Origin of the sequence: Nitrospira sp. KM1 (assembly GCF_011405515.1) — a bacterium.
GTDB lineage: Bacteria > Nitrospirota > Nitrospiria > Nitrospirales > Nitrospiraceae > Nitrospira_C.
The window spans coordinates 3,795,380-3,813,589 of sequence record NZ_AP022671.1 but is presented as its reverse complement, the minus strand read 5'-3'; the positions used below and the strand labels follow the sequence as shown (position 1 = coordinate 3,813,589).

Sequence of the window (18,210 nt, the reverse complement as noted above, 5' to 3'; positions counted from 1 at the left end):
CCATTCCTTGCGAATGTGACGCATGAACGGTGTCCATCCTGAGGTCATACGGGATTCAAATTCAAGAGCCTTATTGGCCCTATGACTCTTCATGACCCTCGACACGCCTCCGGCAATGGGCCATCGCCTTTATCACATGCTTTTCCACCATGTTCCGAGAGATCCCCAGTCGTTCCGCGATGTCAGAATGAGGAAGAAACATAAACTTGTGTAAAAGAAACACCTCTCGGCATTTTGGAGGCAGTTCGGCAATCGCGTCATGGAGCAGTCTGACTCGCTGTTTCGCATCGATGACGTCGTCTTGGCGGGGCAATGATGACGGGAGGTCCACCGTCTCGTCCAGATGTGTGGTCCGTTCCGTGCGGATTTTCCGCCTCCGGAACACATCGACCGTCAGATTGAGGGCGGTCTTGTATAGGAATGCCCTCGGCTGCGTCACGCCCGCGAGATCTTTTACATTTCGGACCCTGAGAAACGTGTCCTGCACGACATCCGCCGCCTGATCCCGGCACCCTAATCGTACCGTCAGGAAACGAAGCAGCTCACCGTAGTATTGATGGAACAGCGAAGTTTCGAGCGCGAGGCGCTGGTCATGCATCGTGGCTACTCGAGCTGGTAATTGAGCGGAACCAACATGACGACGGCGTGGCCGTCCAGCTGGTGCACGAGCCTTAGCGGAGAAGCCGCTCGCAGGGCGTCCAATGCCGCCTGATCCAGAACCGGATGCCCTGAGCTCTCTTCGATTTCCGAACGCACAATGCTGCCGTCGCCCAAAATGTTGACCTGCACAACGACGCGGCCTTGTGCGTGACTGGCTTTCGCCGAAGGAGGATACACTTTCACGCGCTCGAGCTTATTTCGCAAGGTATCCCTCAACCAACCGTAATCTGGAAGAACAGGCCGGTTGATGAGATTTCTGGTCATGGCCTGGGGGCGCTGGAGGATCTTGGGAATCTCGATCTGGGTCTCGACCTGCAAACGCTCTGCATCGACAGGCGTGGCGATATCGGGGGGAGGTTCGAAGGAAGCAGCGGGATTAGGCACGGTCATCGCGGTGGAGGGTGTAACCGAGTCAGGCTCTGTGATCACCTGGTCAACCCGGGGAACGGCCGAAGAACTCAGGCTGGCCACGACAGGAGGTGCGATGGCCTCGCTCAAATCCGTTTCAGCCGCTTGATCTGAATATTCCGCCACGTGTTTCATGACTCGATCGTCGGGCATGCTCTGACGATCCGTTTCAGCCATTGGTGCATTGACCTGCGCCTGCGCGCCCTCCGCTACCATCGTCGTCTGCTGGGGGGCAGCTATGAGGGAGACTTCCCAGCGAAACGGCTCACTCCGGATATCTGCCTGCTTCGACGCGGTATACAAGCCCAGAAACGCTGCTGTCACTGCAGCAAACACATGCACCAACGCGGAGACGCTCCATCCAAGTGCAATGGTGCGTTTGTAGGACCTCGGAGCCCGCTTGCAGGATTTCACCTTGGTATCCGTGCCGTTCCGCGGATCCGATTCGAATTTTTCGACTTCTCGGCTGCCTCTCCTCTGTTCACAATGCGACGGAGTGGAATATCCCGAACCGTTCGTTGCACTATGCATTAGCCCCCAGAAAGTACCGCTGGAGTCATGGGTCTTGGCCTTTGGACTTAAAAGTGCTCTGGCCTCTTGCCATACGTCCCTAGTAATGGCTAGGGACATCCGGCTATCGCGTGAATTTGATAACTGTTATCAATACATGTTTTTATCGGCATCTGTCAATGGATGCCAGACCGCAATTTAAAGGTGATTTGAATATACGTTCTATGTTTCTTTCTAATTGAGAAGAGATTGGTTTGGTCCGAGACCAAATGGGGAACTACAGTGAGAAAGTCTTCGAGGATTCACCCCTAGACTTAGGCTTCAACCCTTGCGGAAGGAGACTCAAGAGATCTCGGAAGTATGAACATCCGTCTCCTGCGCCGCCACCGCCATTGTGACCATTTTCTCCGCGTGGTAGCATCCAGATGCACCCCCCATGGTGGCCCGACCAACCGCATCAACAGAAGGAGAGGTCCATGTTCACCCGACGGGCTCAATTCGTGGTCTTAACATTGGCAACATTCATTTCCCTCCCTGTCGTTGGACATAGTGCGGACGCGCCAAACGGGCGAATAGAAATTTCTGGCGATTACCGTTACGCCTCGCACGAATTCGAGCCGAAGGACCGGGCCAGAGATCTCGCCTGCCGTGAGGCCTGGCGACAAGCCGTCATTAACTCTCCTCTCTATAAGGATCAAACCGCGGCCATCGTTGATTCGCCGATTCTCAGGGATCTGGCCTATTCACTCGCAGCCAACCAAGTGCAAGACGGCCAGATTGTCGAACAGACCGAAAAAGGCCGCCTCATCACGTGTCGGGTCAAGGGATACCTGCCGACCGAGGATAGTGTGCGGGTCATCCGGACACAGCTGGCTGGCGGGCCGCCTCCATCCGATGCCATCGATCAGAACCGAGTCCTGAAAATCGTCGCGGTGCGTGAAGAGGGGCCGAATCTATTGGCCATTCAGTACCAAGCCCTCAAGCGACTGGATTGGTTGAGCACCAACTATGACGGAGGGTTGCGTGAATCAGCCGATATCATGGTGGACTTCTACGATGCGCAGGGCTTCTTAATCAAAACCGAACGGTTTCCCGCACGGCTGACTCCCAACGGCTCAGATGTCATGAACCCGGGCGCCGAAGGTGTCTTGAAGGTGACCCGTCCTACCATAGCCAAGACCTATCGCGTCTGGCTGGTCAAATAGCATCACTTCAACGTCTGCAAGGCTCCGGTCGCCCGCGCCAAATTGACGCGGGCCGCGTTCAATTGAAACAGCGCATTGACGTGATTTTCTTTTGCCCGCGCGACGGCATTCAACGCGTTCGTCACTTCGAACGGGCTCGCCGCGGTGAGCAAGCCGTATCTCTCTAACGCCAAGGCCAATTCCTTCGTCGCCGCGTCCAAGCCTGCTTGCGCCACGGCCATTTGTTCCTGGGCCGAGGCCGACGCCGCCAGCGCATCGTACACTTCCATCTTGACCTGATTGAGCACCGAACGCATGCGGAGCGCCTCCTGGCGCAGCTGGCTGCGGGCTTCGACGACGCGCCCTTCCCGTTGTACCCCGTCAAAGATCGGGACCTGGAGCAGAACCGCCATGTTGTAGGTGTCCGCACTGTTGTTCCACCGGTTCCCGATGAGGCCGTAATCTCCCTGCGCCACGAGAGAAGGCACCCGTTCGCCCGCAATGGACGAGTAGGTCAACTCCGACGCGCGCACTCGCGTGTATTGCGCCCGCACCTCCGGGCGGTTGGTCAGCGCCTCTTCCACTGCAGCTTCAGGAGTCGATACCGCTCCCACCTCGCGATGGAATTCATCGGTCAGAGACAGCGCGAGGTCATAGGGAAGCGCGAGCAGATTGATGAGAGTGAGCATGGTGCGTTGCATTTCATAGCGCGCTTCGGTCGTCTGTTGCCGCTCATTCGCCAGTTGGCCTTCCAATCGCGCGCGATCGAGTCCCGTCGCTGCCCCCTGACTCTGCCGGTGCCGAATCTTGCCGAGCAAATCGATCATGACACGCTGATTGGCGTCGCGCATTTTGACCATGGCCGCGGCTTTCAGGTTTTCCATATAGACCAGGGCAACGCTTGCCATCGTATCCAACTTCCTCATCTCCGCCTCGAATTCCGTCGCGTGGAGTGTTTCCCGCGACGCCCGCCACCGTTGGATGAGGCTAAGGCTGAACAGATTTTGAGAAGCGTTTACCCGCGCATCGAAAATACTGAAAGGATCGGTTCGCACCGGCGCCAAGCCGAAGGTGCCTAAAAACTGCGTCTGGCGGGTTTGCCGGACGGTCGATGAAAGATTGGGGAGCATGGCTCCCAATTGCGTCAACACTTGTCCTTTTGACGCCTCGATCCGCTCCTTATGCAGCAGCACATCGGGATTATTGTCGGCCGCGGCCGCCAACGCCTCTCGTAATGTCAGCGTGAGCTTCGACGGAGAAACCGGCGCGGCCTGGCGTACGGACTCGTCTCCGGCAAAGGCGCCGCTCAGAGCTCCCAGAGCAAGGCCCCCTACAAGCATCAGGCTTGGAAGTATTTTCTTGCCTCCACCGGTCATGATGATCGCTCTTCTCCAATCGATACGCGCCTACCGTTCCCTAAGGCTTTCCTTGACCGACTTGAGCAACGGACTCAAGAGATACTCCATTACGCGACGCCTGCCGGTCTTGATTTCCACAGTCACCGCCATGCCGGGAGAGAGTTGTACCGGCTGACCTTCGACCTTGATCATCGAACGATCCAGACTGACCCGTGCGCTGAAGATCAGCCCCGCCTGGGGTTTGTCTTTGCCCTTTTCGATCGGCACCGCATCATCCGACAGGCTGATGACCCGCCCGGGAACGGTCCCGTACAGCGTGAACGGAAACGTCTCCACTTTGATTTCCACGTCCTGCCCCTCCCTCACGAACCCTACATCTTTGTTCTCGACGTGCGCTTCCACCTCGACCGGGTGATCCTGCGGCACGACAATGAGGAGCGGCTGGGCTGAGGTCACGACGCCACCCACCGTATGGATCGCCAGTTGCTGGACAACCCCGTCGATCGGAGACGTCAGCCGTTGAAGATCCGCCTTTTGGCTTGCCTTGGTAACTTCCTGCACCAGCGAGGCTACCTTCGTTTCCGCGGTCGAAAGCTCGGTCTGTTTCGTCTGCTGGAATTCCGAGACGAGCGCGCGCAGATTCTTTTCCGCTTCCGCAAGGGCCGATCGGTCTTGGACCAACCGTTGCTTCTGTCCGGCCAATTCCTGAGTCTTATCGATCCGCTGCGTCTCGGCTTGCAGAAAATCCATTTTCGTCACTGCATCATGCTCGAACAGCCTCTTGAAGGCCTCCGCCCGTTCAGCCTCCATCGGGACGATCGTCTCGAGCCGGCGAATATTTTCCCGCGTCTGCTCGATTGCCGCCTTCCGCTGATCGATCAAGTGCTGCGCCGAAGCCGTTCGAGCGCGGTACTCCGCGAACTGATCCTGAAGCAGTTGCTGCTGCAACCGAACATACTGTGGATCGGCGCCGGGAGGCGTGTCGAAGTCCGACCGGCCGGCGATGAGCGCGCGCAATCGGGCGGCCTCGACTCTGGCGGCCCGATACTCATTGGACGACCGGTCATGATCGGCGCGATTCTGCGTCGGATCCAGCTCGACGAGCGTCTCGCCCTTCTGAACCAACTGCCCATCCTGGACGTGGATCGCCGCAACGACCCCCGCCTCGTAGGGTTGGATCACTTTGGAATAACCGCTCGGAATGATCTTGCCCTGCGCGGTCGCGATGATGTCGATCCATCCAAGCCATGCCCAGAGGATCCCCGCCGCGAACACGGCCACAATCGTCCACAGGATCGCGCGTCCGACCGGAGACGGAGGCCGATCCTGAATCTCCAGCACCGCCGGAAGAAATTCGACCGCTCGGCCGGCCGGCTTCACCTTGACCGAAGGTTGAGCGTCGTCCGACCATGCCGCGCACCACGCCGCGACATACCGAGCAAGGGTCTGGATCACGGCCATCGTCACGTCGCGAACGCGAAGCGTCCGTCCTGATGCCGGTGAAGCTTGGCATAGAAGCCGTTGAGCGCGAGCAGATCATCGTGTGTGCCCGTTTCGACGATTTCTCCCTTCTCGATCACATCGATCCGGTTCGCCGGCCTGACTGTGCTGAGGCGATGGGCGATGATGAAGACCGTGCGCCCGTTGCAGATCTGCGACATGTTGCGTTGAATCACGGCTTCGGATTCATAATCCAAGGCGCTGGTCGCTTCATCGAAGATCAGAACGCTCGGATTCGAGACGAGGGCCCGGGCGATGGCGATCCGTTGCCGCTGGCCGCCGGAGAGGGAGCAGCCTTGTTCCCCGACCGATGTGTCATAGCTTTCCGGAAGCTCCAGGATGAATTCATGGGCGCCGGCAAGCTTGGCCGCTTCGATGACTCGATCGATCGAACAACCGGGATCGGTCAGAGCGATGTTGTCCCGTATCGAGCGGTGAAAGAGAAAGTTTTCCTGAAGCACGACGCCCACCTGCCGTCGCAGCCAGGCGGGGTCCGCTTGCGCCAGATCGATTCCATCCACAATCACCCGCCCCCGTTCCGGCACGTAAAGCCGCTGGATCAGCTTGGCAATGGTGCTTTTGCCGGATCCCGACCGCCCGACGATCCCAATCACGCGGCCTGGCTGCACGTGAAACGACATCTTCCGCAACACTTCAGGACCATCGGGCCGGTAGCGGAAGGTCACCTCTTCGAAACTGACGTGGCCTTGAACCTGCGGCAGCGAAATCCGATCCGGGCGATACAGCGGCTCCGGCTTGGTATTAAGCACGTCGCCCAACCGCTCGACCGACACTCCGACTTGCTGAAATTCCTGCCAGAGGCTCACGATTCGCAACAGAGGCCCGGTCACCTGGCCGGAGAGCATATTGAACGCGATGAGCTGTCCGATGCTCAGGTCTCCGCCGATGACCAGATAGGCGCCGTACCATAAGATGGCGATCGTGGTGATCTTTTGAACCAACCCCGCGGTCTGGCTCGCCACCGTCGTGAGGGTGACGACCCGGAAACTGGCGCGGACATACTCGGCGAGCTGCTCATCCCATCGGCGTTGGAGGGGCGGTTCGACCGCCAAGGTCTTGATCGTCTGGATTCCGCTGATCGCCTCCACCAGGAACGCTTGATTCTCCGCCCCCCGGTTGAACTTCTCGTTCAGTCGCGCCCGGATCATCGGGGTGACGACGATCGAGAGCAGCGCGTAGCACGGCAGCGAGGCCATTACGATCAGGGTGAGCGACGCGCTGTACATCCACATGACGGACAGGAACACAATCGTAAACAACAGGTCCAGCACGGTCGTGACGGAGTGGCTCGTGAGAAACTGCCGGATGTGCTCCAGCTCGCGCACCCGCGCCATCGTATCGCCGACCCGCCGCGCTTCGAAATACGCCAGCGGCAGGGTGAGGACGTGCCGGAACAGTTGCGCCCCGAGCCCGACGTCGATGCGATTCGTGGTGTGGGCAAAAACATAGGTGCGCAGCCCTCCCAATGACACCTCGAACAGCGCCAGCACGATCATCCCGACGGCCAACACGTGGAGCGTCGTAAATCCCTTATGAACGAGCACCTTGTCGATCACGACCTGCATGAAGAGCGGCGTCAGCAGCGCAAACAGTTGCAGCATGAAGGAGGCGACAAAAACCTCGCCGAGCAGCCGGCGATACTTCACGATCGCCGGGATGAACCAGGTGAAATCAAAGCGGAGGTCCTGAACGCGCAGGTGGGCCCGCTTGGCCAGGAGCAGCAGCTCTCCGCTCCAGACGAACTCGAACGCCTGTCGCGGCACGATCAGCGGGCGAGGCTCAAGGGGGTCCTGCAAGAGCACCTTTCCCGGCTCGACCTTCGCGATGACCACGTAGCGACCATCGGTGCGTTTGGCCATGGCCGGAAGGGGAGTGCCGGCCAACTCGTCCCAGGTCGTGCGAAGCCGGCCAGCCTTGAATCCCAGGTGCTTGGCCGCGCGGAGCAGCTCACGGTCGGACAACGGTTGCGGTCCCACGGCAAACTGATGCCGGAGTTGAGCGGCATCGGCCGGGATGTCGCACAAGCGCGAAAGAATGAGAAGGCACAGGAGTCCGGTATCGGACACAACGGTCGGTGCAGATGACGGAGTCTCGCGTGAAATCCCATCGGGAGGCGATGGTGCGGACGGCATCATCCTTCCAAGCCTGAGCTACTGCCAGCTGGCGGCAAGAATACTCTCGACTTGCTGCGGCTGTTGCGCGAGACCCTGCTCCCAGGTGAGGCCCGTCTGGGTGGTAAAGGTCGCCATTGCCTGGATGAGCTGATCCACCTGCGTGCTGAGCAGTCTCTGGCCGTTGCCGGCATGGATCGTCTCGATCTGGTTGGTTGCACCGGCATACCAATTCTGAATCGTCACCTGGTCGGTCGAGCCGTACACCGCCAGGCGCAGATCATTGGCCTGGCGACTAATGATCACATCCAAGGGATTGATCGTTGCGCCGAAGACCGCGCGGTCTTGGTTGCCGGATGTCGAATCGATGTCCCTGATCGTATCCTGGCCGTCGCCACGAGCGAAATTGTAGAGGTCGTTGCCGGACCCGCCGGTCAACATGTCGTTGCCGGTTCCTCCCGTAAACTGATCGGCTCCGCTGCCACCCGTCAGGTTATCGTTTCCTGCGCCGCCTCGGAGAATGTCATCACCAGAACCGCCGTCGAGTATGTCGAGCCCGCCACCGCCGTCCAATACATCATTGCCGCTGCCGCCGGTGAGCGCGTCGCCGCCGAGTCCACCAACGAGCCGGTCATTCCCACTTCCTCCTTGCAGCATATCGTTGCCGGCTCCGCCATCCAAGGTGTCGTTCCCCGAGCCGCCGACGAGTTGATTGTTGCCCCTGTTCCCGATGAGCACGTTGTCGGCCGAACTTCCAGTACCGTTGATGTTGGCCGTGCCGGTCAGGGTGAGGTTCTCGACATTGGAACCCAGGTTGTAGGTCACGGCGCTTTCGACGGTATCGATCCCCTGATTCGCCGATTCCGTGACCACATCGCCGGTCTGGTTCACGACATAGGTGTCGTTTCCGGTCCCGCCGATCATCGTGTCGCTGCCGGAGCCGCCGTCCAGCCGATCGTTGCCGGCCAGGCCGGTCAAGGTATTGTTTCCATTGTTGCCGATCAGGACGTTGTCGAACGCGCTGCCGGTCCCTGCGATATTGGCGGTCCCGGTGAGCGTGAGGTTCTCCACGTTCGCCCCGAGCGTATAGGTGATCACACTCTGCACGCCGTCCGTGCCTTCATTGGCGTTCTCGGCGACGACATCTCCGATATTGTCGACCACGTAGGTATCGTTGCCCGATCCGCCCTGCATGTTGTCCGCGCCCGGTCCACCATCCAAGAGATCGTTGCCTGCCCCGCCGATAAGTGTATCGTTGCCGGCCAGTCCGAAGAGCTGATCGTTCCCGACGCCGCCCGTGAGGACATCATTCCCGGCGGTGCCCGTCAGAGTCTGATCAGCAGTGCTGACGGTAAGTGTAAAGTCATCAGCGGCGCTCAGGCTCCCTGAATCCGTCACCATGACTTTGAGAGTCAAGACTCCGGCATCGCTGCTTCCCGGCGTCCCGCTGAAAGTCCTTGTGCCGGTGTCGAAGCCCAGCCAGGCCGGCAGAGCGCTGCCGTCGGCCAGCGTGGCGCTGTAGGTCAATATATCGCCCATATCGACGTCCTTAAAAACATCCGCCGGCACCCTGAAGGAGAAGGCCGATCCGGTCTGTGCCGATTGGTCGACGATCGGATCGGCCACCGTCGGAGCGTCATTCACATTTTCTACTGTCAGGCTGAAGCTATCCGAGACACTCAAATTCCCGGCATCCGTTGCCCTCACTTTCACTTCCAAGCTGCCCACGTCACCGTTGGTCGGTGTCCCGCTAAACATGCGCGTGCTCGCATCGAAGCTCAACCAAGAGGGCAACGCGCTCCCGTCGACCAAACTCGCGCTGAGCGTCAAAAGATCGCCCGCATCGGGATCGGCAAAAACATCCGCCGGCACCCCGATACTGAATGGCGTGTCTTCCTGAACCGTCTGATCCGCCAGCGGGTTGGCGACAGTCGGAGCATGGTTGATCGGGACACCAACGAGTTCGGCGAGGTTCGCCGTGCTGCCGGCCGCAAATTCCAGCGTCTCCACGACCAGCGACCCATTCGCTCCCGTGTGATCGAAGGAGGTCAGAATCAGCCGATCCGTTCCGCCGCTCCCCACCTGAATGGTGAGCGTCCGTGCAGCCTGATCCTCGGTGAGCGTCAGATCGCTCAGCTGAATGCTGGCGCCAAACACGATCCGATTGCCTTCACCCGTCAAGGCGGCATCTTCGATCGTATCCACGCCGTCGCCGAGGTTGAACAGATACGTGTCATCGCCGGACCCGCCCACGAGAGTATCGTTTCCGATTCCCCCTTCGAGCACGTCATTTCCCAGACCGGTGCTCAGCGTATCGTTCCCACCAAATCCCTTCATTCGGTCCGTCGCGCTGCTCCCGGTCAATAGATCATCGCCTTCGGTCCCCGAAACATCGAAACCCAAATCGATTAATTGTTGATAGGTCAATGTCCGGTCAGTGAATTCGAACGTCCCAATTCCTGGATTTGCATACGCATCGTTCGGGTTGAACCCTTCGATGTGCAACTCGCCTCCTTCAGATCCATATCGGATCAAGAGCGAGCCAAATGTGAGATTCGGAAGAAAGGTATGGTAGCCCCCGGCAAACACGACCTTGTTCGAAGCCGGAGTTCCCAAGACATGCACAATATTGCTGCTCGAACCGGCTGGAATGGCAAGAACATTTGAACCAGTTCCAAAAAACACCGTATTATTTGCCGCCGAAGCACTATAAAACATGTTAGGACCAGCCCCACCGATCAGAGTGTTGCTCCCTCCGCCGCCTATCAACACATTGTTCCCTACTCCTCCATGCAAAGTATCGTTTCCAGCTCCGCCTATAAGCGTCGCACCTGCGTCAACAGCGGTCAGATTCTGATCTTCCTGAATCTGGCTGGCGGCGTAATAGTCGAACAGATCGATCGTGAGGCCGTCTGCGAACGAGATGGTCCGAAGACCTGGGGTCACATCTGGAATGTTGGGAAGATCAACGCGATCCCCGGTGTTCCCGACATAGATCGCATCAACGATCACATGGACGCCGTTGATGGGCACCCCGACTTGTCCACCATAATTTTGGGAGAATTGGAGATCCGACAAGATGATCCCCGGTCCAAAGAACAGACGATTATCTCCTCCGATATTTGCTGTGTCACGAATGACATCTTGTCCATTTCCGAAGTTAAAGACATAGGTATCGGCGCCGGCGCCGCCGTCCAAGACATCGTTTCCAGCTCCGCCGGTCAATGTATCGTTGCCATATCCTCCACCCAATTCATCATCGCCGATTCCTCCGTCCAGATGATCATCGCCTGCTCCTCCGAACAACTGATCGTCTCCCGCCTCTCCTTTGAGATCATCCTCCCCGGAGCCTCCCAGAAGCAGGTCGTTTCCACCACCACCCGCGATTAGATCGTCGCTCCCTTTCCCGTGGTAGCGGTCGGAGGCCTCCGTTCCAAGGAACGTATCGGTTCCCTCCGTCCCGCCCGGGAAATTCAGCAACTCGTCGAGACTCATTTCCATTCCGTTCGCAAAAATCAAGCTCTCGACAACTGAAGAACCAGCCTGCCCCGTCGGATCATAGTTGGAAAGGATAACCGCGTCTCCGTTAGAGCCGACATCGATCGTGAGAATTTCCGCACCCCGGACAAACTCAAGGTCTCCTGGATTCAGGCCCTCGCCGAATTGGATCGCATTCATTGCGCCAGGCACTGCAGTATCTATAATTGTGTCCGCACCATTCCCGCGGTTGAAAAGATAGACATCGTTGCGCGGCCCGCCGACTAGCGTATCGTTACCCGCACCACCGTGAATCCGGTTTGGCGCACTCGTTCCGGCGACGACTTCTCCTTGGTTCGTTCCGTACACATCAATGCCCAGATCGAGCAACTGCTGATACGTCCGCGTCGTCGTGCCCTCACCAAAATCGAACACATCGATGGCATGGGGACCGTAGGCGTCAGCTGGATCGAAATCCGGAAACCGTACTTCGCGTGTATGTTCAACGACCGACCATGTTGGAAAGTCCATCCTCATCACGAGCACGCTTCCATCCAGGCGCAGACGAAACCATTGCAGCGGGTCTGCACTCGCAAAGAAACTCGATGCGCTTAACTTAAGCGTATTCATGTCGCCGTTAGCGGACTGGTCGATGATCGTAGTGACGCCGCCCAAATTTCCATCATAGAGATAGGTGTCACTCCCCGCCCCACCGATCAGCGTGTCATCGTTGATTGTGACTGGAGGAGAGAAGCTGTAGCCCAATCTCCCGCCGTCCAGAATGTCGTCTCCAGCTTCTCCTGAAAGGACGTTGGCCGACGCATCACCGGTTAAAACGTTATCCAGGGCGTTCCCTGTCCCAAACTTTGCGCCGCTGAGGGTCAAATCTTCCAGCGTCTCCGAGAGCGTATAGTCGACGGCGCTCACAACGAGATCACGGCCTCCGTCCGGTTGCTCCACCACGGAATCCGTCGCGTCGTTGATAATGTAGGTGTCATTGCCTGCCAGACCAATCAATTCGTCTGTGAAACCTCTAAAGCCTGTCAGAACGTCATCGCCTTCCGTCCCGATCTGCGTCATACCGGCCTCGCTGTGGAGGGTCGTCGCGTTCCAGGCTGTTCCATCTGCAAAATGAACCTCGAAAGACGGATTTTGATAAAAAGCCGGGATTGAAAGCGTATCCGGACCTCCGCCCAGACTCAAAGCAAGACCTCCACCCGTTCGGCCGACCGTCACGTCGGCCGGCACCACACCAGGAGTCAGTTGAATCAGGTATGTGCCGCCATTGGCGCTCGAGATCACATCGTGACCGCTGCCGTTTCCAAAGGCGAACGTATACTGCCCGGAAAACCCGATGAATTCATCGTCGCCCGTCCCTCCATCGATGAAATCCGTGCCGCCCTGCCCGAAGATCGTGTCATTGCCGGGGCCGCCCAAAATCTGATTGTGCCCTTCCCTTCCGAGCAAGGTGTCATTGCCGTCGCCACCCATCACGATATCGTTGCCCTCCCCGGCATCGACAACATCATCACCGGATCCGGCGTCGATCGTGTCACTCCCCTCATGGCCTTGGATAGAATCCGAACCGCCCAGCCCGGTGATGCGGTCGTTCACGCTCGTCCCGTTGAGGAACTCTCCGTTCTCGGTTCCAACGATATCGAATCCAAGACCCAGGATTTCTGCATACGAGCGCGTCGTGCCGTCACTGAACTGAAATTGATCGACGGCATGCGCGCCCAGAGCGTCGAATCGATTGAATAGTGGAAAGACAATTGCATCCCCCGGCGCTCCCGTCTCCACCTGCAATCCACCGCCCGATCTCAACCCCAGATGAAGACCGTCAAGGGTGATTCCCCCGCCAAGCATGAGGATGTTGCTTTCGCCAGCTGCAGCCGTATCATGGATCGTGTCCGTTCCATCGCCGCGGCTGAACACATACGTGTCGTCCCCAGCCCCACCAGTCAGCACATCGTTTCCCCATCCGCCGATCAACGTATCGTGTCCCGCCCCGGCATCGACCGTATCATCGCCTGCACCGGCATAAACGACATCGTCTCCGGATCCGGACTGAATAACATTGCCCGAGTCATCGCCCTCGATTAATCCGCTGGGGAGCGGCAATTGATCCGCCAACGGGACCTGACTTCCGTTGTCAAAGGCGAGAGTCTCGACGCCATACTGGAAGCTGTTCAAATCGAAGCCGAGCAGCGTCAGGGAATCGTCCGCGCCGGCGTGAATCGTGAGCGTGTGCTGAGTTGGATCGGGAGTAAAAACCAAATTATCGAGGGTGATACCAGGGCCAAATAGTATGAGGTTGCCCTCGCCGGCCCTCACCGTGTCGGTGATGGTATCGTGGCTATCGCCAAGATTGAAGATGTAGGTGTCATCACCCGATCCACCCTCCAGCACGTCGTCTCCGTGCCCGCCTTCAAGCACATCGTTCCCCGCCTCGCCGATCAAGTTGTCATTCCCCTCGTTTCCGGCGAGTTCATCATGGCCTCCACCACCGTAGAGCCGATCTGCTCCGTCCTGGCCAAAGAGGCGGTCGTTTCCGGCGTCGCCGCTCAGCAGATCATTTCCCGCTCCACCTTGCAGCTCGTCGTCCCCGGCGTCTCCGAATAGAGAATCCGCACCTCCTTGCCCGAAAAGGACATCGTTTCCTTCCCCGCCGAAGAGCAGGTCGTCGCCGATGCCGCCTTCGAGATGGTCGTTGCCCGCGCCGCCGTCAAGAAAATCTGAGCCGCTGGCCGCGCTCAGTTGCGACGGATTGTTCAGGCCATCTCCAAAGACCTGATCGTCCCCTGCTCCTCCATACAATTCGTCTGCCCCATCTCCTCCGTGCAGGGTGTCGTTCTCATCACCGCCGTCAAGAACGTCATCGCCTTGATCCCCGTAGAGAGTATCCACACCTGAATCGCCGGCCAATGAATCATTGCCGATGTATCCGAGAATGAGATCATCTCCTGCACCGCCATCCGCGAAATCATCACCCTCTTCACCGGAAAGGAAATCATTCCCCGTTCCGCCGAGCAGCACATCATTGCCGTCCCCACCATGCAGCTCGTCATCTCCGTCCCCGCCGTCCAGAAAATCGTCCTGAGGCGCCCCGTCCGGCATCTTTCCGGGATAAATGGCGTCATAGTCGCCCCAGAGAACATCAATCCCATCCCCTCCATAGAGAAGATCGTCTCCGTATCCTCCGACTAGGAGATCGTTCCCCGCCTCACCGGCAAGATAGTCGTTCCCATCGACCGTCCCAGGATCCGCATTATCTCCCACCAGCAGATCATTCCCGGTTCCGCCATAGAGACGATCATGGAATCCTCCACCAAACAGCTGATCGTTGCCATCCTCGCCAAACAATTGGTCGTTGCCGGCTCCGACATTGAGCCGCATAATAGCCAGGTCATTCCCTCCGCCCATATGGGCGACGTGATTCCCACTACCGATCCCGCCCAAAATGTCGTCCGCAGTCCCGAAAGTCCAAAACGTCGTCTCCAATCCGTTGTTGTAATCCGCCTCAGTAGCGTCTCGCAGTTGAATTCCAAATTGCCCGCTTTGAAAATTGGCGTTCACGGTCAGCACGCCGTTGACGATCAGATGCCCGCCGGAGAGGACATAGCCAGTGCTGCCATCCAGGCTGCGATAGGTAGCGCCGCCGTCGGTGCTCACTCCGCCCTGTAAGAGCGAGCCGTTGAAGACGATCCGGCCCGTTGCATCCGAATCTTCAATCTGATCGAGTCCGTCGCCATTGTTGTACATGTACGTGTCGAACCCGGCTCCGCCCTCGAGGAGATCGTTGCCGATGCCACCCGCAAGGATGTCGTTACCAAGGCCGCCTCGGAGCGTATCGGCTCCATCCCTGCCCTCAAGGCGATTCACTCCGTCATTGCCGGCGATGAGATTCGCCAGCTCATTGCCCGTGCCATGAATGTCGCTGGTCCCCGTCAACGTGAGATTCTCGACCTGTGAGTCCAGCGTGAACGTGACCGAACTCTGCACCGTGTCGACTCCACTATTGGCATACTCGCGCACCACATCGCCGGCATGGTCCACAATATAGGTATCGTTCCCTGAGCCCCCCAGCATCGTGTCGGCGCCACTCCCACCGTTTAGCGTGTCGTCTCCGCGGTTGCCTTCGAGATAGTCATTGCCCGCTAATCCGTTGAGCTGGTCGTCGCCGCTGCCGCCGTAGAAATGATCTGCACCGATTCCACCAACGATGGTCTCGTTTGTTCCATCGCCAAAAATCATCTGCCTGCGAGTAAAACCAGGCAGCGGCGTAATCTCGTACTCGCTGACCTTGTCGTGGAAATGGGTGGTGTTAAACAGTACAGACGCATTGCTGTTGACAAGGATTTTCTCCGCCAGGAACGCCGCGCGATCAGTGAGATATTGCGGGGTGAGTTCGCCCACTCCCGTCTCGGGATTCACGAGCGAGAGCTCCCCGGTCTGGTTCTGCCGATCATACAGCGCCTGGGTCGTGGCAAGATCAGCGCCGAGTACTACAAACGGCGTCAGCTCTTTTAGCGCAAAGCGGTAGGCGAGGCTTGTTGGCCCCGGCGCTTCGGCCGCTGCGCGAAGATCGTTGGTCGGACGTCCCACCAAGGACCCAATCTGGAAGGTTTGTCCTGTAAAGGTGGTCGCTAACTGTGTCTGTACATCTGCAAGATGGGTGTAGAACTCATTGCGAAACGTCAGGTCACCGAAGCCGCCGGCATTCTCATTGAAGTTGGTCGGAGGAGTCGCGGCATCCAAAAAGACCTTCCGTAGCCCATCCAGCGCTAGCTCCAGTGTATCGCCTTCGGCCACCCGAGTCTGGCCAATCACCGCGGCCGTCGCATCTGAGGCAGCCTGAAAGATTCCCTCCATATGCACCTGGGTGAGCGCCAGATCAACTGTCTGAAACAGGTCCTGCAGCGCCAGGCTGTCGACGATGAGCGTGATGCTATGGCTGTTGCCGTATTGCAACTCAAGCTCCTGATTCAGGCCTTCCAGCAACGGCTGCCCTTCAATGAGAATTGGGGTGACTGGTCCATGGACCCCCGAATTGGCAACCACCTCGGTATCGACACCGCTGGTCGCATGGCCAAACAGTTGGGTGATCTTCGCAAACGCACCGTCAGTCCGCATTACTCCACCAGGGAGACTGGCTGTTCCTGTCGTCTGAAACTGTCCGGTAACCTGAATCACGGCTGGCTGATACCAGGACAGGGTTTGCACATTGGCGGTCGACCCACTGCTCATCAGCGCCCCCGTCGGATCAAACTCGACAAACTTCGCATCCATCGCGTCGATGAGCTGACGGATGCGGTCCGTTTCCGTCACAACCGTCGTCACGCCACCGATTAAGCCACGGCCTGCACCATTGAAGATGGTAGTTTGTTGGATGTCGGCACTGTGGAGTTCTGTGAACACCGTGGCCAGATGCCCGCCGAGGGAATGCCCGGTGACATTTAATGCCGCTCCCATTGGCAGCTTGCCCGAGTTTTTCAGTCCTTCGTAATACCGTTCCATACTAACCAACTGCCCCAGCGCAAACCCCGCCCCCGCGATTTCTCCCGCCGCCCCGCCCTGCCCATCGCGCTCCCAGTCCCCACCTTGGGCTTGGTCCTGATATTCAAGGCTGCGGAATGAGAGGGCGTACTCTCCTGTCGTCATGTCTCGCATGAGCGTCGCCGAGAACCCGGTTGCATCGTTCGCATGGTGGTCGATGATTTGATAACGAGACACAAAAGCCTGTGCACTGCCCGTGATTTGATTAGCGTTGGGCACGCCATCGAGATCAACAAAGCGCGTCTTGCCGGTAAACTGATCCGGCGGGATGATCTGGCCATTATTGTTCCCATCCACAAGCCGCTCAATCACGGCATCTGGATCTTGAAGATTGATGCCGTCCAGGTAGCTCTCTGCGGCCATCTGCTGGATCGCAAACTTGAACCACGTAGAGATTTCATTTGCCATTGGTCAGCTCCTTGAAGCTTTGTTCATAATTTTTTGGCTTGAGCACCTTGCCGATAAACCAATAGGAAAAGTCGAAATCCTTGTTACGCCCATTTCGGTAACCGTACGCAGGGCAAGTTTGTCCAGTCAGCCACCAGATGCCGGTCAGATTGTTGCGAACCATTCCGCTGCGGATATACCCACGGCGGACGCCTAATACTTCATTCGTTTCAAGATTCAGTACGATCAATTCTCCACCAGCAATCCCAAGTTCTCGGTCGTGTGGTCTCGTGATACCGCGCCAGGTGAAGCCATAACGACTCTCACGACTTTCAACGGGCTCTCTTTTCATCGATTCTAAATGGCGTGCGTCATAGCCGGTAAACCGCTCGTACCCTGCGGACCGCTGCGCAGCGGTTCTACTTCCATCAGATTGATGAGTACCCTGGCCAAATCTTGGCGGTTGAGGTGCCCGCTCAAAATAGATGTACCGATTCGGCGAAACAAAACCATACTCGGCTCTCTTTGCTTCGTGATTCGTATATCCATATGGATCCTCCAGCGCATACAGATGTTCCAACTCATAATCCGTGGCTTCCTTCCGCGGCCGCATCATGTAGAGACCTTCGACATTCTCCACCGTTTTGTAGATGAACTCTCCCGACTCGGTTTTACAGAGATGATCGAAATATTGTTCCGGCGTCATCTCCAACTTGTAACCGCTGTCCTCGGGCACGGGGCTGGGAATTTTGATGCTGTGCGCGAAGCGCCCTTCTTCCGTAGCAAGCGGATCGGCGGGTTGAAGCTTGGTGATATCACACCGGCGATTTGTCGGCTTGATCTTATGCGTGACACAGTACTCGGCCTCCCGCTCAATCGCCTTGCGAAATCGTTCCCCCGGCGTTTCGTCCTTCTTGAACGGTGAGGCTCCACTGCTGGTCAAGAAGATCAGCCCTAATCCTAGGGAAATCATGATGGGCTTCTGGCCACACATGGTCATGTCACGCCGCCTTTTGTAATTGACTACCGCCGACTTGC

Annotated in this window: 8 protein-coding genes; 1 reads left to right on the top strand and 7 read right to left on the bottom strand. The window is 57.9% G+C overall.

Annotated features, from left to right (window positions below; all coding sequences use genetic code 11):
* Nucleotides 1-79: 79 nt before the first annotated feature.
* Entirely contained in the window at nucleotides 80-598 is a 519-nt protein-coding gene (locus W02_RS18010) for a sigma-70 family RNA polymerase sigma factor (RefSeq protein WP_173050236.1), read from the bottom strand.
* A gap of 5 nt (nucleotides 599-603) precedes the next feature.
* Complete coding sequence (locus W02_RS18005; protein ID WP_173050234.1) at nucleotides 604-1,482, bottom strand: energy transducer TonB; 879 nt, start codon at nucleotides 1,480-1,482, stop codon at nucleotides 604-606.
* Nucleotides 1,483-2,054: 572 nt separating this feature from the next.
* Between W02_RS18005 and W02_RS18000 the strand changes: the two genes are divergently transcribed.
* The gene (locus W02_RS18000) at nucleotides 2,055-2,783 is read left to right on the top strand and encodes a hypothetical protein (RefSeq protein WP_173050232.1); all 729 of its coding nucleotides are present in this window, start codon (nucleotides 2,055-2,057) and stop codon (nucleotides 2,781-2,783) included.
* Nucleotides 2,784-2,785: 2 nt separating this feature from the next.
* On the opposite strand, the gene W02_RS17995 is transcribed toward W02_RS18000, so the two are convergent.
* The 5 genes from W02_RS17995 to W02_RS17975 are packed head-to-tail and all read right to left on the bottom strand — an operon-like array spanning nucleotide 2,786 to nucleotide 18,145.
* Nucleotides 2,786-4,138 (bottom strand): TolC family protein, encoded by a 1,353-nt coding sequence (locus tag W02_RS17995; RefSeq protein ID WP_173050230.1) that lies wholly within the window; start codon nucleotides 4,136-4,138, stop codon nucleotides 2,786-2,788.
* Nucleotides 4,139-4,168: 30 nt separating this feature from the next.
* Nucleotides 4,169-5,575 (bottom strand): HlyD family type I secretion periplasmic adaptor subunit, encoded by a 1,407-nt coding sequence (locus W02_RS17990; protein ID WP_173050228.1) that lies wholly within the window; start codon nucleotides 5,573-5,575, stop codon nucleotides 4,169-4,171.
* Between the two features lie 8 nt (nucleotides 5,576-5,583).
* Nucleotides 5,584-7,773: a type I secretion system permease/ATPase gene (locus tag W02_RS17985; protein WP_197742248.1), complete on the bottom strand. Its 2,190-nt coding sequence runs from the start codon at nucleotides 7,771-7,773 to the stop codon at nucleotides 5,584-5,586.
* Nucleotides 7,774-7,791: 18 nt separating this feature from the next.
* Nucleotides 7,792-17,193, bottom strand: coding sequence for a putative Ig domain-containing protein (locus W02_RS21645; RefSeq protein WP_173050224.1), 9,402 nt, complete (start codon nucleotides 17,191-17,193; stop codon nucleotides 7,792-7,794).
* The gene (locus W02_RS17975) at nucleotides 17,183-18,145 is read right to left on the bottom strand and encodes a hypothetical protein (RefSeq protein ID WP_173050221.1); all 963 of its coding nucleotides are present in this window, start codon (nucleotides 18,143-18,145) and stop codon (nucleotides 17,183-17,185) included. The genes W02_RS21645 and W02_RS17975 overlap by 11 nt, the downstream gene beginning before the upstream one ends.
* Nucleotides 18,146-18,210: the final 65 nt, after the last annotated feature.

Coding starts and splice junctions, on each gene's coding strand:
- W02_RS18010 (WP_173050236.1), bottom strand. CDS start 598: ATGCATGACCAGCGCCTCGCGCTCGAAACTTCGCTGTTCCATCAATAC.
- W02_RS21645 (WP_173050224.1), bottom strand. CDS start 17,193: ATGGCAAATGAAATCTCTACGTGGTTCAAGTTTGCGATCCAGCAGATG.
- W02_RS17985 (WP_197742248.1), bottom strand. CDS start 7,773: ATGCCGTCCGCACCATCGCCTCCCGATGGGATTTCACGCGAGACTCCG.
- W02_RS17995 (WP_173050230.1), bottom strand. CDS start 4,138: ATGACCGGTGGAGGCAAGAAAATACTTCCAAGCCTGATGCTTGTAGGG.
- W02_RS18000 (WP_173050232.1), top strand. CDS start 2,055: ATGTTCACCCGACGGGCTCAATTCGTGGTCTTAACATTGGCAACATTC.
- W02_RS17975 (WP_173050221.1), bottom strand. CDS start 18,145: ATGATTTCCCTAGGATTAGGGCTGATCTTCTTGACCAGCAGTGGAGCC.